The organism is Flavobacterium sp. NRK F10, from assembly GCF_024054235.1.
Classification (GTDB): Bacteria; Bacteroidota; Bacteroidia; order Flavobacteriales; family Flavobacteriaceae; genus Flavobacterium; species Flavobacterium sediminis.
The window spans coordinates 2996367-3009158 of sequence record NZ_JAMXLC010000001.1; the positions used below are offsets into that span (position 1 = coordinate 2996367).

General features: G+C 35.1%; 17 protein-coding genes. 8 read left to right on the forward strand and 9 right to left on the reverse strand.

Annotation, left to right across the window (positions count from 1 at the left end; translation table 11 throughout):
- Window positions 1-25: 25 nt before the first annotated feature.
- On the reverse strand, window positions 26-1231 hold the full coding sequence (locus NHF50_RS13650; protein ID WP_252776976.1) for a hypothetical protein: 1206 nt from the start codon (window positions 1229-1231) through the stop codon (window positions 26-28).
- A 65-nt stretch (window positions 1232-1296) separates the two neighbouring features.
- On the opposite strand from NHF50_RS13650, the gene NHF50_RS13655 reads away from it, so the two are divergent.
- A complete protein-coding gene (locus tag NHF50_RS13655) occupies window positions 1297-2373 on the forward strand; it encodes an oxidoreductase (protein WP_252776977.1) in 1077 nt (358 codons plus the stop codon).
- A gap of 52 nt (window positions 2374-2425) precedes the next feature.
- Here the strand turns inward: NHF50_RS13655 and NHF50_RS13660 are convergent, their stop codons facing one another.
- The 4 genes from NHF50_RS13660 to NHF50_RS13675 all read right to left on the reverse strand — a co-directional run bounded on the left by NHF50_RS13660 (window position 2426) and on the right by NHF50_RS13675 (window position 4638).
- On the reverse strand, window positions 2426-3040 hold the full coding sequence (locus NHF50_RS13660; RefSeq protein ID WP_252776978.1) for a PAS domain-containing protein: 615 nt from the start codon (window positions 3038-3040) through the stop codon (window positions 2426-2428).
- A 154-nt stretch (window positions 3041-3194) separates the two neighbouring features.
- On the reverse strand, window positions 3195-3647 hold the full coding sequence (locus NHF50_RS13665) for a sensor of ECF-type sigma factor (RefSeq protein ID WP_252776979.1): 453 nt from the start codon (window positions 3645-3647) through the stop codon (window positions 3195-3197).
- Window positions 3648-3651: 4 nt separating this feature from the next.
- Window positions 3652-4065, reverse strand: a complete 414-nt coding sequence (locus NHF50_RS13670; protein ID WP_252776981.1) for a hypothetical protein — start codon at window positions 4063-4065, stop codon at window positions 3652-3654.
- 30 nt (window positions 4066-4095) lie between these two features.
- Window positions 4096-4638, reverse strand: a complete 543-nt coding sequence (locus NHF50_RS13675) for an RNA polymerase sigma factor (protein WP_252776983.1) — start codon at window positions 4636-4638, stop codon at window positions 4096-4098.
- 94 nt (window positions 4639-4732) lie between these two features.
- On the opposite strand from NHF50_RS13675, the gene NHF50_RS13680 reads away from it, so the two are divergent.
- Window positions 4733-5386 (forward strand): HAD family phosphatase, encoded by a 654-nt coding sequence (locus NHF50_RS13680; RefSeq protein ID WP_252776984.1) that lies wholly within the window; start codon window positions 4733-4735, stop codon window positions 5384-5386.
- A gap of 3 nt (window positions 5387-5389) precedes the next feature.
- On the opposite strand, the gene NHF50_RS13685 is transcribed toward NHF50_RS13680, so the two are convergent.
- Both NHF50_RS13685 and NHF50_RS13690 read right to left on the reverse strand, forming a co-directional pair.
- Entirely contained in the window at window positions 5390-6682 is a 1293-nt protein-coding gene (locus NHF50_RS13685) for a deoxyribodipyrimidine photo-lyase (RefSeq protein ID WP_252776985.1), read from the reverse strand.
- Complete coding sequence (locus NHF50_RS13690; RefSeq protein ID WP_252776987.1) at window positions 6679-7152, reverse strand: SRPBCC family protein; 474 nt, start codon at window positions 7150-7152, stop codon at window positions 6679-6681. The genes NHF50_RS13685 and NHF50_RS13690 overlap by 4 nt, the downstream gene beginning before the upstream one ends.
- A gap of 127 nt (window positions 7153-7279) precedes the next feature.
- Between NHF50_RS13690 and NHF50_RS13695 the strand changes: the two genes are divergently transcribed.
- The gene (locus tag NHF50_RS13695; protein WP_109570196.1) at window positions 7280-8131 is read left to right on the forward strand and encodes a DUF2911 domain-containing protein; all 852 of its coding nucleotides are present in this window, start codon (window positions 7280-7282) and stop codon (window positions 8129-8131) included.
- 57 nt (window positions 8132-8188) lie between these two features.
- Here NHF50_RS13695 and NHF50_RS13700 read toward each other — a convergent pair whose 3' ends face one another.
- Both NHF50_RS13700 and NHF50_RS13705 read right to left on the reverse strand, forming a co-directional pair.
- Window positions 8189-9226, reverse strand: a complete 1038-nt coding sequence (locus NHF50_RS13700; RefSeq protein WP_252776988.1) for an RluA family pseudouridine synthase — start codon at window positions 9224-9226, stop codon at window positions 8189-8191.
- Window positions 9226-9846, reverse strand: a complete 621-nt coding sequence (locus tag NHF50_RS13705) for a PASTA domain-containing protein (RefSeq protein WP_252776989.1) — start codon at window positions 9844-9846, stop codon at window positions 9226-9228. The genes NHF50_RS13700 and NHF50_RS13705 overlap by 1 nt, the downstream gene beginning before the upstream one ends.
- A gap of 96 nt (window positions 9847-9942) precedes the next feature.
- Between NHF50_RS13705 and NHF50_RS13710 the strand changes: the two genes are divergently transcribed.
- Genes NHF50_RS13710 through NHF50_RS13730 form a run of 5 tightly spaced genes read left to right on the forward strand, consistent with a single transcriptional unit; the run spans window position 9943 to window position 12756 of the window.
- Complete coding sequence (locus tag NHF50_RS13710) at window positions 9943-10923, forward strand: D-alanine--D-alanine ligase (protein WP_252776990.1); 981 nt, start codon at window positions 9943-9945, stop codon at window positions 10921-10923.
- The gene (locus tag NHF50_RS13715; protein WP_109570200.1) at window positions 10923-11477 is read left to right on the forward strand and encodes a hypothetical protein; all 555 of its coding nucleotides are present in this window, start codon (window positions 10923-10925) and stop codon (window positions 11475-11477) included. Before NHF50_RS13710 ends, NHF50_RS13715 begins: the two co-directional genes overlap by 1 nt.
- Before the next feature lie 5 nt (window positions 11478-11482).
- Entirely contained in the window at window positions 11483-11944 is a 462-nt protein-coding gene (coaD, locus tag NHF50_RS13720; protein WP_252776991.1) for a pantetheine-phosphate adenylyltransferase, read from the forward strand.
- A gap of 8 nt (window positions 11945-11952) precedes the next feature.
- Entirely contained in the window at window positions 11953-12408 is a 456-nt protein-coding gene (locus tag NHF50_RS13725; protein ID WP_109570202.1) for a DinB family protein, read from the forward strand.
- Window positions 12409-12756, forward strand: a complete 348-nt coding sequence (locus NHF50_RS13730) for a DUF1801 domain-containing protein (RefSeq protein ID WP_252776993.1) — start codon at window positions 12409-12411, stop codon at window positions 12754-12756. It abuts the gene before it with no gap.
- Window positions 12757-12792 lie beyond the last annotated feature (36 nt).

Here is a 12792-nt window from a genome sequence, read left to right on the forward strand (position 1 = left end):
CTCATGTAATTTTAAAGTTAAGTTTTTATGCTCTTCCGCTTCTTCCGCCTCCGGAACGTCCGTTTGACTGACTTCCTCCTGTACTTCTGGTCGATGAACCGCTCTGGCGACTAACTCCTGATGATGAGCGACTTTGAGTAGCGCTGCTTGATCTGTTAGTGCTTCTGCTCATATTGGTATTACTACGGTTTGAAGAGCTGCTTGGTGTATAACTTCTGTTTGTGGTTGCTCTTGTAGAGCTATTTCTTGTTGCTGAACTTCCGGAACTGCGATAGTTAGCGGAACGGTTTTCAGCATACGTTCTGTTGTTACTTCTTGTTGTATTTGTATTACTTCGGGTAGTAGCTGTATTGCTACCTTGATTATAACTTCTTGTACTATTATTATTTCTGGTAGAATAACTGCTGTTATTTCTTGATGAAGCATAGGAATTTCTGCTGTTTCCTGAAGCGGATAATTGTCTTGTACCCGGTGTACGTGTTTTAACGGTTCTGTTTTGATCTAATTCGTATCGGTTGCTGTATCCTGAGTTTCTGTAAGCAAATGAACGATTCGGATAACGAACTTCATAACCGTTAGCTCTTCTGCCATAATAAGCATTGTACGCATAAGCACATCTTCTGTGTGTTACATAATGGTAAGTATGCCCGAAGTTGATATGAAGAACAATGTTATTTCTATATCTGAATATCGGATACGGATGCCATACAGTATAATAGGTCGGATAGTAGCCCCAATACCATGAAGAATAATAAGGACGATAGTTAGTTACCCAAAAAGTAGTGTAAATTACCGGTCGGGTTACATAAACCGGCTCATATATATAGTTGGCACCATACATATAAACATCACCTACAACCTGTACGGTTACATTGTTGTTTTGGTCTTTCTCAACTTCTACAGTGGCAACGTCCTGATAGAGATCTTTGTCTAAAACAGCTTGAACGACAATAATGTGGGCATTTCCTTCAATGCTTTCTACCACTCTTAAATAATCTACATAATTGTCATTATTCAAGTCTAAATTAGAGATCTGAAGTTCCGGGTCATTTAATCTGCGTTCAAAATCTTCGAGGTCTTTACTGTCTCCGAAAATTGTAGCCACAGCTCTTAAGTCCAGATTGTCGCTAATATCACTGCTATTGGCTCTTACTGTTGTTTTATCTTGTGCAGTTGCCGAAAATATTCCCAGCAAAGCGATTATTACTGAAGTAAAAATTTTTGTTTTCATAATATTCTCCGGTATTTTTGTTTTTCATTTTAGTAAAACCAATTATTGTGCCAAAAAATATTTTTATGATGTTTGTAAGAAGAGGAAAGTTTGTAAGTTATGTTTTTTATGTTTTGATTATCAGTGTTTTATTTTTTTCTTGTGAGTCTGAAAAAGAATTGAAAAGACCATTTGAAAAAGTAATTATTACTCCTGTTTATAAAGATTCTATCAGTATCAGGGCAATTTTGATAGACAGTAATCAATTATGGTTTGCAGGAAACAACGGTAAGTATGGTGCAATTGACTTGGAGACGCAAAAAATCTTTAACGGATATGTTGTAAAAGATTCGCTTTTACCGGAATTCAGAAGTATAGCTAAAGCCCGAAACGGAGTTTGTATCCTTAGTGTGGCTTCACCGGCTTTAATGTATCATATCAGTTCAGATAAAAGACAAGTGAGGAACGTATATTCGAATGAAAATGAGAATGTATTTTTTGACAGTATGCAAATAGATAAACAAGGCTTTGGAGTAGTAATGGGCGATCCGACCGAAAATTGTTTAGATGTTTGGCTTACTGAAGATTTTGGACAAAACTGGTCTAAAATTCCTTGTGACGCGCTGCCGGAAATTGTAGAAGGAGAAGCTGCTTTTGCAGCCAGTAACACTAATGTTATTTTAAGAGGAGGAAAGGTATTTATCGTAACCGGAGGGAAAAAAGCCAGATGTTTGGTAAGTGAAGATAAAGGGAAAACCTGGGAAGTTTATGATACACCTATAATTCAGGGTGGAATAATGACCGGCATTTTTACAGTCGATTTCTATGATGAAAACGTTGGAATTGTTGCCGGTGGAGATTATGAGAAGCCGGATTATAATGCGGCTAACAAGGCTATTACAACTGACGGAGGGAAAAATTGGAAAGTAGTTGCCGAAAATAGTGCATTCGGCTATGCTTCCTGTGTACAGTTTGTACCCGAATCGGACAGGAAAGGGATAGTGAGTGTAGGGGCAACAGGTGTTTATTATTCTTCAGACCTTGGTGAACATTGGAAAAAAATGGCTGAAAATACGGATTTGTATACTTTACGGTTTCAAAATGATTCTGTTGCTTATGCAGCCGGTCGGAATACAATAGTTAAAATGGAATTTATGAAATAAAAAAAGCAGTCTCTATAAGACTGCTTTTTTCAAAAAAACTCAATAAAAACTATTAGCTGAAAAATCTAGCAAAGAATCCTTTGCTTTCGACAGGTTTATTGTTTTCAGCATTTGCAGCAGCAGCTTTAGCCGCTTGTTCTTTTTGATATTCAGACATTAAACCTTTTAAGAATTCAACATAATCTTGTCCTTGTTCTTCAAGGAACCCTGTTAAATACTTTTCACTTCCTTCCATTCCTGCAGCTTCTTCAATCTGAAGTAATTTTTTGTATAAAGGCTCAATTTTTGAAACTACTTCTTGCGGTACAGCTTTTCTTCTGGCAAAATAATGTGTGATTTCTCCATCTTCGTTTCTTGAAATATCAAAATCAGTAATTACCCAGTAGTATCTACCTGATTTAGCCATGTTTTTAACTACCGCATGAAAGTTATTTCCTAGTTTTAAATTATCCCATAATACTTTAAAAACAACTTTTGGCATATCAGGATGTCTGATAATGTTGTGAGGTTGCCCTACTAATTCATAGTCTTCGTATCCACATACATCAACAAATACTTCATTAGCGTACTCAATAGTACCGTATTTGTCGGTTTTACTCATAATGGTTCTTGTTTTGTCCCAAATGACTTCTTTGTCAATCGGAGTTGGTCTTGTTGGTGCTTCCATACCTAAAGTTTTTGTGTTAATAATTTAAGATAGGACAAAGTAAAGACCCTATAGAACGAAAAAAAATGACAAAAATCAGGTTTGTGTAAAAAAATGTTAAAAAAATGTTAACAAAAAAATAAAGCCTAACTTTAAAAACGTTAGGCTTTATTTGTTAATCTCTTTTATCTCTGTTTTCCCGGAATTGGTGTAGTAATTTGCGATTGAATTCTTCTTCGGATTTTTTCAGAAGAATGATTTTTTTAGCGGAGAGAACACTTTGCAGTTCTTTAAAGTATTTTTTACGCAGAGTGTACAATTGATCTTCATAACTTTCCATCTGGTTGAGCAAAGTTGCAGCCTCTTTTTCCGAAAGTGACTCAAAACCTCCGTCTCCGATTTTATGGATCAGTGTTCGCATTTTATTGTGGCGGATATCAAATTCCTGATCGTCAAAGGCATTGTATATAGGCCAGAATTTTTGAGCTTCATCTGGTGTAAGTTCTAATTTTTCAGTGATATAAGCAATTTTTAAGGCTTTTATCTTTTCTTTCTTATCTTTAAAGTTTTGAGAAAAGCCAATGAAAGCTATCAGTAAAAATAACGGGATTAGAATTTTTCTTTTCATGGTTTTATTCGTTTAGGTAATAATCAAGGTTGTCTTCTTGTAATAAATAATCTTCAACGGCATCCTCATTTAAACTAATAGAGGTTTCTAAATTTTGAAGATCTTCATTACTCAGTTTATCGATCAGGTCGTAAGTTGAATATTCAGTTGTCAGATAATTTTCCAGTGTTTGGCTTTCAATATTTTCTGTTGTATTTGAACTAAAATAAACAGGGATCGCTAAAAGTGCTACAAAAATAGCAGCAATTGCCGAAATCCAAATTTGTTTTCTATGAAAAAGAGAAATGACCTTAGGTTCTTTTTCAGGAGCTTTAAAATCAATGGTCTCCATCATTTTGGATTCAAAATTTTCGAAATAGGTTTCCGGAACTTTGAAACCGGATGCTATTTTTTTATTATGTAAATCAAAGTCTTTCATATTGTTAAGACAAAATTTTAGTCGTTTGGTTTAATTATTTTTCAAATATTCTTCAATTTTTTTAACCGCTATGTGATAGCTGGCTTTAAGGGCTCCTACAGAAGTATCTACAATCTCAGATATTTCTTCGTATTTCATTTCCTGAAAATATTTCATTTTAAAGACTAATTGCTGTTTTTCCGGTAAATCAGCAATGGCTTTTTGTAATTTTACTTGAATCTCATCTCCGTCATAATACGTATCGCTTTCAAGGCTGTTAATAGCTTTGTTTTGCCATTCTTCAATAGTTGTACCGTTTTTTCGGGCTTTTTGATTGATGAAATTTAAAGCTTCATTAGTAGCAATCCGGTACATCCAGGAATATAATTTACTTTCTCCTTTAAAATTCGACAGGTTCTGATAGATTTTCAGAAATGTATTTTGTAAGACATCATCGGCATCATCATGGTTTAAAACAATATTTCGTATGTGAAAGTACAAGGGCTTTTGGTACAAATGCAAAAGCTCTCTAAAAGCATTTTGCTGCGTTTTAGGATTCAATAAAGCTTCAATAAAAACTTTTTCGTTTTCCAAGTCTTTCGTTTATACTTTAGATTAAAGTTAAGCAAAAAGGTTTAATTTGAAATCGAAATTTAGTACTACCTTTGCATAAAATTGCAACACAACGATGATTAAAACTGTTATTTTTGATATGGATGGGGTAATTGTAGATACAGAACCTGTTCATAAATACGCTTATGATCTTCATTTTAAGGAATTAGGTATAGATGTTTCAGAAGAGTTATATGCTTCTTTTACAGGGAATTCTACACGAAATGTTTTTCAGAAACTAAAAGAGCGTTTCGATCTGTCTCATGAAGTAGAAGAATTGATCTTAAGAAAACGCTTTTTATTTAATGAAGCCTTTGACACTAAAGAAGATTTATTCTTAATCGATGGTGTGGAAGCGTTGATTAAAAATTTACATGCAAATGACATGCAACTCATTTTAGCTTCTTCGGCCTCAAAAGGAACAATAACAAGAGTTTTTAACCGTTTCGGTTTGAATCCGTATTTTACGCATAGGGTCAGTGGAGAAGACTTTCCGAAATCGAAACCTGATCCGGCAATTTTTATACATGCAGCTGGTTTATCTGCTTTTGCAGATGAAAATTGTATCGTTATAGAAGACAGTACTAACGGAATTACAGCAGCAAAAGCGGCCGGGTTGAAATGTATTGGTTACCATAGTCAAAATTCAAAATTACAAGACCTATCACATGCAGATTATATTGTAGAAGACTTTGGTCTTTTGGATTTTGACAGGATATCTAAAATGTAAGGATTAAATTTTTTCCAATGCTTTTTTATAGGTCTCAAGACATCTTATCCGCGCTTCTTTGTGGTCTACGATAGGTTTCGGATAGGAATCGGTTTCCAATTCCGGGATCCATTTTTTAATGTATCTGAGATCAGGATCAAATTTTTTGATCTGCTCCGTAGGATTAAAAATCCTGAAGTAAGGTGCTGCATCAACTCCGCTTCCGGCTGCCCATTGCCAGTTCCCTATATTACTGGCTTGTTCATAATCTAATAATTTTTGAGCAAAATAGGTTTCGCCCCAGCGCCAATCGATCAATAAATGCTTGCATAAAAAGCTTGCCACGATCATGCGAACCCTGTTGTGCATGTGTCCGGTAGTATTTAATTCCCGCATGCCGGCATCTACAAAAGGATAACCGGTTTTTCCTTCACACCACAACTGGAAATTTTTTTCGTGGGTATTCCAGATAATATTGTCGTACTGTGGTTTGAAACTTTTATGAACAGTGTGCGGAAAGTGCCAAAGGATCTGCATGAAAAATTCCCGCCAGATCAGTTCATTCAAAAATGTTTTGTCAGAACAAGTATCTGCTTTTTGAACAATTTTACGAATAGAAACCGTTCCGAAACGTAAATGTGTACTAAGGAAAGAAGTTCCGTGGATCGCCGGAAAATTTCGGGTCTCTTTATAATTTGCAATCAGCTTTTCAGAAAGGTTATAAGGACTAACTGTAATAGTTGAGTATTCAAAACCGATATCTTTCAGTTGTAAAAAAGGGTAGGAGTGGACTGCGAACTTGTGTAATAATTTTTCTGACGGGTGATGGACAATAGTTTTATGAAGCCATTCTTTTTTCCATTTTTTAGAATAGGGTGTATATACAACATAAGGCGATCTGTCACTTTTTGTAATTTCATCCTTTTCGAAAATAACCTGATCTTTACACGTTTTAAATGAAACGGCATGTTGCTGTAAAAGTTGAAAAACGGCTTTGTCCCGTTTTCGGGCATAAGGTTCGTAATCGTGATTGGTATAAACTGTAGTAATAGGATTTTCCTCAATCAGTTTTTCAAAAACCTGTAAAGGATCGTCTGAAAAGACAGCTAATCTTCTTCCTGCATGTTCGAGTTGATTCCGGAGGTTTTCTAATTGTTGGTAAATAAAAGTGACTCGGGCATCGTTTTTAGGCAATTGAGACAGAATATTCGGGTCAAAAATAAAAATCGGCAAGACCTCTTCCTCCGAATTCAAAGCATGATATAATCCGGTATTATCTTCTAAGCGCAGATCTCTCCTAAACCAAAATATTCTCATAGCTTGTCGTTATATGTTCCGAACAAATCGTTTAATTTTCGTTCGCGATATTTAAAAATTTCCTCCAGTTTAGGTTTAACCAATACAGGATGGACTAATTGTCCTATAAATCCGTAAGGTAATTTATAGTCTACAATATCTTCCATTTCGACACCCCCATTAATTGATTTAAAAAAGTGTTTGTGATGCCAAAGAGCATAAGGGCCAAAGCGTTGTTCATCTACAAAGAATTCCTGAGGAACAACATGTGTAATTTCAGTGACCCATTTTGTTTTTATTTTTAAAACAGGAGAAACTAAATATTGAATGATCTGTCCCGGGTAAATCTTTTTTTCAGCACCGCTTATGATCTCAAAACCCATATAATCAGGTGTGATGCGTTTTAGATTTTTAGGGTCTGAAAAAAAGTCCCATGCATCGTTAAGAGCGATGGGTAATTTTTGCGTTCTATGTAGTCGGTAAATTTGCATAACAATATTGTTTAACAAAATTAATAATTTTATTAAACAAAATAAAAAATAATTTTAGGAAATGGTTAACAAATGAAAATTTTAATTTTAGTAATTTCGTAGCAAATGATTAAAATAAATAATTAGGATGAGAAAATTTATTGTTGTTGCTTTTTTGACGCTTACAGCAGCTTTATCGAATGCACAAGTTAAAACACCACAGGCAAGCCCGTTTGCCAAAGTTGATCAAACTGTAGGATTAACAGAAATTGAAGTAGAATATTGTCGCCCGAGTGCCAAAGGCAGAATTGTTTACGGAGAGTTAGTGCCTTATGGAAAAAATTGGAGAACCGGAGCGAATGCAAATACAACAATAAGTTTTAGTGATAATGTGGTGATTAATGGAAAAGAATTAAAAAAAGGGAAATATGCCCTTTATACAACACCCAGAGCTGATAGTTGGGATGTGATTTTTTATACGGATACAAGCAATTGGGGCTTACCGCAAGAGTGGGACGAGAAAAAAGTCGCTTTGCGTACCAGTGTAAAACCGGTTACTATAGGAAAACCTGTAGAATCGTTCACAATTTCTATTAATAATTTAACAAATGATTCCGGGACTTTAGATCTGGCTTGGGAGCGTACTTCCATTTCAATTCCGTTTTCAGTTCCTACGAATGAAATTGCCATGTCAAGTATAGAAAATGTTCTTGCCGGACCTTCAATGGATGATTATTATTCTGCAGCTCTATATTACTATCAGTCTAATGGTGATATGAAAAAAGCATTATTGTGGATCAATAATGCAATTTCTATGACTCCGACAGGAGAAGATGTTCCGTTTTGGTATTTGAGATTAAAAGCTCTTATTCAGGCTAAAACAGGAGATAAAACAGGAGCAATAGAAACAGCTAAGTATTCTCTTGACGGAGCTACTAAGGCAGGGAATAATGACTATATCAAAATGAATAAAGACAGTATCTCTGAATGGTCAAAATAAGATTTTCAGATCGTACTATAAATAAAAAAGCCGGAATTTCCGGCTTTTTTATTTATTTTATTCTTCTTCAAATTGCTGAGCTTTGGAATATACACGCCACTTTTCAATACAGTCTACCATATCCTGTGGGATTTCAGAATCAAAACGTATGAATTCTTTAGTGACTGGGTGTTCAAAACCTAACGTTTTGGCATGAAGCGCCTGACGGGGTAATACTTTAAAACAATTATCGACAAACTGTTTGTATTTAGTAAAAGTTGTTCCTTTTAAAATAGCATTACCGCCATAACGTTCATCATTGAATAGAGTGTGACCAATGTGTTTCATGTGAACTCTGATCTGGTGTGTTCTTCCGGTTTCTAATCGACAGGAAACCAAAGTAACATAACCTAATCGTTCTAGAACTTTATAATGAGTGACAGCCGGTTTTCCTCTTTCTCCGTCCGGGAAAACGGCCATTTGCATTCTGTTGGTCGTATGGCGATCAATATTGCCTTCAATCGTTCCTTCATCTTCTTCGATATTTCCCCAAACTAAAGCAACATATTCTCGTTCCGATGTTTTTTCGGCAAACTGTTTGGTCAGGTAATCCATTGCTAATTCCGTTTTAGCAACAACTAATAATCCGGATGTGTCTTTGTCAATTCGGTGTACTAAGCCCGGACGCTCGGAACTGTTCATGGGTAAATTGTCAAAATGATAAGCCAAAGCATTGACCAGAGTTCCGGAATAGTTTCCATGTCCCGGATGAACCACCATTCCGGCAGGTTTGTTAATAACGATCAGCTGTTCGTCTTCATATACGATATCTAAAGGAATATTCTCTCCTTTCAACAAATGTTCGTAAGGAGGATGTTCAAACATGACCTTAATGATATCATTCGGCTTTATTTTATGGTTGGATTTGACCGGAACATCATTTACCAGAATATTTCCTGCATCAGCTGCTTTTTGAATTTTACTTCGGGTAACATTCTCAATTAAGTTCATTAAAAATTTATCAACCCGAAGCGGTTGCTGTCCTTTAGAAACTTCAAATCTATGGTGTTCGTATAATTCGTCTTCCGGTTCGTTATCGTTAATCTGATTACTCATTAAGGTTGGTTTTCATTATCATTAGTCGTTGACGTCTCATTATCAGTATTTATATTACTACCGTTAAAGAGTTCTTTACCGTCTCCTAAGACGAAATCGATTTTAGATGTTTTCTTTACTTTATCGCCTTTCTTTAATTTTTTACCGTTTTGCATGAGTTGTAAAACAACGTCTTTTGCAATACTTGGACGGTATATTTTTTTGCCTTCGTGCAGGCCTAAGGATTTTAGATTTGCACTGATCTGACGATATGTTTTATCTTTAAAATCAGGAATAGTTACGTCGTCATATTCTCCGGAGTTCAACTTTATGTAAATTTTTCTACCGCTTTTTACATTATTTCCCGCTTTCGGATCCTGTTCCACAACTGAATACGGCGGCATATCAGGTTTAAAATCAACGGTATCTAATAAAATCAGTTCAAGATTGAGTTCAGCTAATTTTTCTTTAGCGATTTTTAATTGCATTTTAGAAAGATCAGGTACTTTGATTTCTTCTTCGTGTTTGGTCTGGATGTCCAGAAACTTCATTAACAGGAAGATAAGAACAATGGAAATACCCAAGGCAATGCCGATCTGGATCAAAAAAACTTTACTTGTTAAAAACTTACGTAAGCTCATAAATAAAAAATATTATTTTGGCAAAGATATAAAATACAAAACATTTATAGTTAGGAATAAATAATGTAATTTTGCTATACTATATAACGATTCTATATGAAAAATGTTGCCATTATAATGGGCGGTTATTCCAGTGAATACAAAATTTCCTTAACGAGCGGAAATGTGGTCTTTCAAAATTTAGATCGAACAAAATACAAACCGTATCGGGTTCATATTCTGAAAGAAAAATGGGTGTATGTAGATGAAGACGAACAGGAATTTCCTATTAACAAACATGACTTTTCTGTAGAAAAAGAAGGGCGGAAAATAACTTTTGATGTAGTTTTTAATGCCATTCACGGAACTCCGGGTGAAGATGGTTTGATGCAGGCATATTTAGAATTATTACAAATTCCGCAAACATCTTGTGATTATTATCAGGCTGCCTTAACCTTTAATAAAAGAGACTTACTTTCCGTATTGAAACCTTACGGAATTAAAACGGCTCAGTCTTTTTATTTGAATCAGGGAGATGCAATTAATCAGGAAAAAATTATGGAAATAGTAGGTTTGCCTTGCTTTGTAAAACCTAATAAATCGGGTTCTAGTTTCGGGATTTCTAAAGTAAAGGAATCAAGTGAATTGCTTTCTGCCATTGAGAATGCTTACCGGGAAGACAACGAAATCATTATAGAAAGTTTTTTAGACGGAACAGAAGTTTCTGTGGGTGTGATAAACTATAAAGGAGAAATTACCGTTTTACCTATGACGGAGATCGTATCAGAAAATGATTTTTTTGATTACGAAGCAAAGTATTTAGGGAAATCTCAGGAAATAACACCAGCCAGAATTTCGGAGGAAGTCCATCGAAAAGTAGCGGAAACAGCTAAAAAAGCTTATGAAATCCTGAAAATGAAAGGGTTTTCACGAAGCGAATTTATTATTGTAAACGGAGAACCTTACATGCTTGAGATGAATACTATTCCGGGATTGACTAATGAAAGTATTTTGCCGCAACAAGCCGGAAAAGCCGGAATTTCATTAGGTCAACTCTTTGAAAATGCAATAGAATTAGCTCTTAAAATTAGTTTGTGATGAAAAAAATAATCCAATTGACCCTCATTGTAATGTGCTTGTTCGTACAGCAATCATGGTCTCAAATTCAAATGCTGAAAAAGACCTCTTCTGTCGAGAATAAGGAAATTAAAACAGCAAAAAAAGAAGTAAAGATTCAGCAGGAAGTACAAACTTTGCCTAAAGATCAGTTAAAAAGTATCAAAGAAACTTATAACTGGACCAAAGAAGAGATCTTAGTTATCAATTTTAAAGGGCTTAAAGACGAATGTCCTTTTAGTATTTACGATGGTTTACAGGCTACACAGGATTGGTTTGATAATGAAGTCTATCCGAATGTGGATCTCACGAATTGCCGTAATATATACATCTATGCCGATAAATTATATGCCAAACCTATTTTAGATTTTGAAACCCATTATGACGATGTGGGACATTACTTTTTGAAACACTTCTTTAACAGAAAAGGAACTTGTTACGGGGTTATGGTTATCAATAAAAAAGGAGAATATCTGGTAGAAGGAGGAGAGTACAACCAGTATACCATTACTAATATGATACAACGACTTAAATAAAAGATATGAACAGACGCGCTATTTTCCCGGGATCTTTTGATCCCATAACTAACGGACACTTTGATATTATTACAAGAGGAGCTTCTTTGTTTGATGAAGTAATTGTAGCAATAGGAGTGAATGCTGAAAAAAAGTATATGTTCTCATTGGAAGACCGTAAGCGATTTATTGAAGAAGCATTCAAACACGAACCTAAAGTAAAAGTAATAACCTATCATGGTTTAACCATAGATTTATGCAAAAAGGAAAAAGCTGATTTTATTTTAAGAGGTTTGCGCAATCCTGCTGATTTTGAATTTGAAAAAGCTATCGCGCATACCAACCGTGTCATGTCTAAGATAGAAACCGTTTTCTTATTAACCGCAGCACGAACTTCCTTTATTTCATCCAGTATTGTTCGCGATGTATTGCGAAACGGCGGCGATATTTCTAAGTTAGTTCCGGAATCGGTACAAGTACATAAATAGCCTGAAATATGAAAACTAAAACAGAATTATTAATAGCGCTTTGGATAGAATCCAGAACTCGGTTTACAAATCAACTTCAGAATTTGTCAGAAAGCGATCTGACAAAGAGATTATTACCATCGCAAAATTCTGTCGGTTTTCTCATCAGACACATTGGCGATGTGGAGCTATTGTTCAGTAAAAATGTCTTTGGCGATAGTAGTGTAAAGGTTATTGCCAAAACAGTTATTGATAAAAGAGATACCGGTCAATGGACCAACTTAAATGAATTGAAAGAATATGTGGATCATTCTTTTAAGACCTTGTTAAACATTGTCCGACAACAAACGGATGAAGATTGGGAAACAGTTATTACTACTGCTGAATTCGGTACCAAAACTAAAGCGGAAGCTTTCGGACGAATAGTTTCTCATACAGCATATCATGCCGGGCAAATGGCAATCATTAATAAGTACGGAAGTTAAATGAATTCCGGAATAAAAGCCTATAACGAACAACAAATAGAACAGGAAAAAGAGATTTGTTTTTTGTTGGCACAAGAAATAGATAAAGCTTTACCGGAAGCACAAAGTAAGATTTGGCATGCGCATCCTGTTTGGTTTATCAATGGAAATCCTGTAGCCGGATATAGTAAACTTAAAGGTTGTATCCGACTTTTGTTTTGGAGTGGTCAATCTTTTGAAGAAGACCAATTGCAAAGTGAAGGCAAATTTAAAGCTGCGGAAATACGCTATACAGACATTTCTCAGGTAGATACAAAAGATCTGACCCGATGGCTGAACAAATCAAAAAACGATTCAGTGGGATTATAAAAATATCGTTAAGCGAAAAGGAGTTTTAGAACGATT

Coding starts and splice junctions, on each gene's coding strand:
- NHF50_RS13710 (WP_252776990.1), top strand. CDS start 9,943: ATGAAAAATGTTGCCATTATAATGGGCGGTTATTCCAGTGAATACAAA.
- NHF50_RS13690 (WP_252776987.1), bottom strand. CDS start 7,152: ATGCAAATTTACCGACTACATAGAACGCAAAAATTACCCATCGCTCTT.
- NHF50_RS13700 (WP_252776988.1), bottom strand. CDS start 9,226: ATGAGTAATCAGATTAACGATAACGAACCGGAAGACGAATTATACGAA.
- NHF50_RS13715 (WP_109570200.1), top strand. CDS start 10,923: ATGAAAAAAATAATCCAATTGACCCTCATTGTAATGTGCTTGTTCGTA.
- NHF50_RS13650 (WP_252776976.1), bottom strand. CDS start 1,231: ATGAAAACAAAAATTTTTACTTCAGTAATAATCGCTTTGCTGGGAATA.
- NHF50_RS13705 (WP_252776989.1), bottom strand. CDS start 9,846: ATGAGCTTACGTAAGTTTTTAACAAGTAAAGTTTTTTTGATCCAGATC.
- NHF50_RS13685 (WP_252776985.1), bottom strand. CDS start 6,682: ATGAGAATATTTTGGTTTAGGAGAGATCTGCGCTTAGAAGATAATACC.
- NHF50_RS13660 (WP_252776978.1), bottom strand. CDS start 3,040: ATGGAAGCACCAACAAGACCAACTCCGATTGACAAAGAAGTCATTTGG.
- NHF50_RS13655 (WP_252776977.1), top strand. CDS start 1,297: ATGATGTTTGTAAGAAGAGGAAAGTTTGTAAGTTATGTTTTTTATGTT.
- coaD (WP_252776991.1), top strand. CDS start 11,483: ATGAACAGACGCGCTATTTTCCCGGGATCTTTTGATCCCATAACTAAC.
- NHF50_RS13695 (WP_109570196.1), top strand. CDS start 7,280: ATGAGAAAATTTATTGTTGTTGCTTTTTTGACGCTTACAGCAGCTTTA.
- NHF50_RS13730 (WP_252776993.1), top strand. CDS start 12,409: ATGAATTCCGGAATAAAAGCCTATAACGAACAACAAATAGAACAGGAA.
- NHF50_RS13725 (WP_109570202.1), top strand. CDS start 11,953: ATGAAAACTAAAACAGAATTATTAATAGCGCTTTGGATAGAATCCAGA.
- NHF50_RS13680 (WP_252776984.1), top strand. CDS start 4,733: ATGATTAAAACTGTTATTTTTGATATGGATGGGGTAATTGTAGATACA.
- NHF50_RS13665 (WP_252776979.1), bottom strand. CDS start 3,647: ATGAAAAGAAAAATTCTAATCCCGTTATTTTTACTGATAGCTTTCATT.
- NHF50_RS13670 (WP_252776981.1), bottom strand. CDS start 4,065: ATGAAAGACTTTGATTTACATAATAAAAAAATAGCATCCGGTTTCAAA.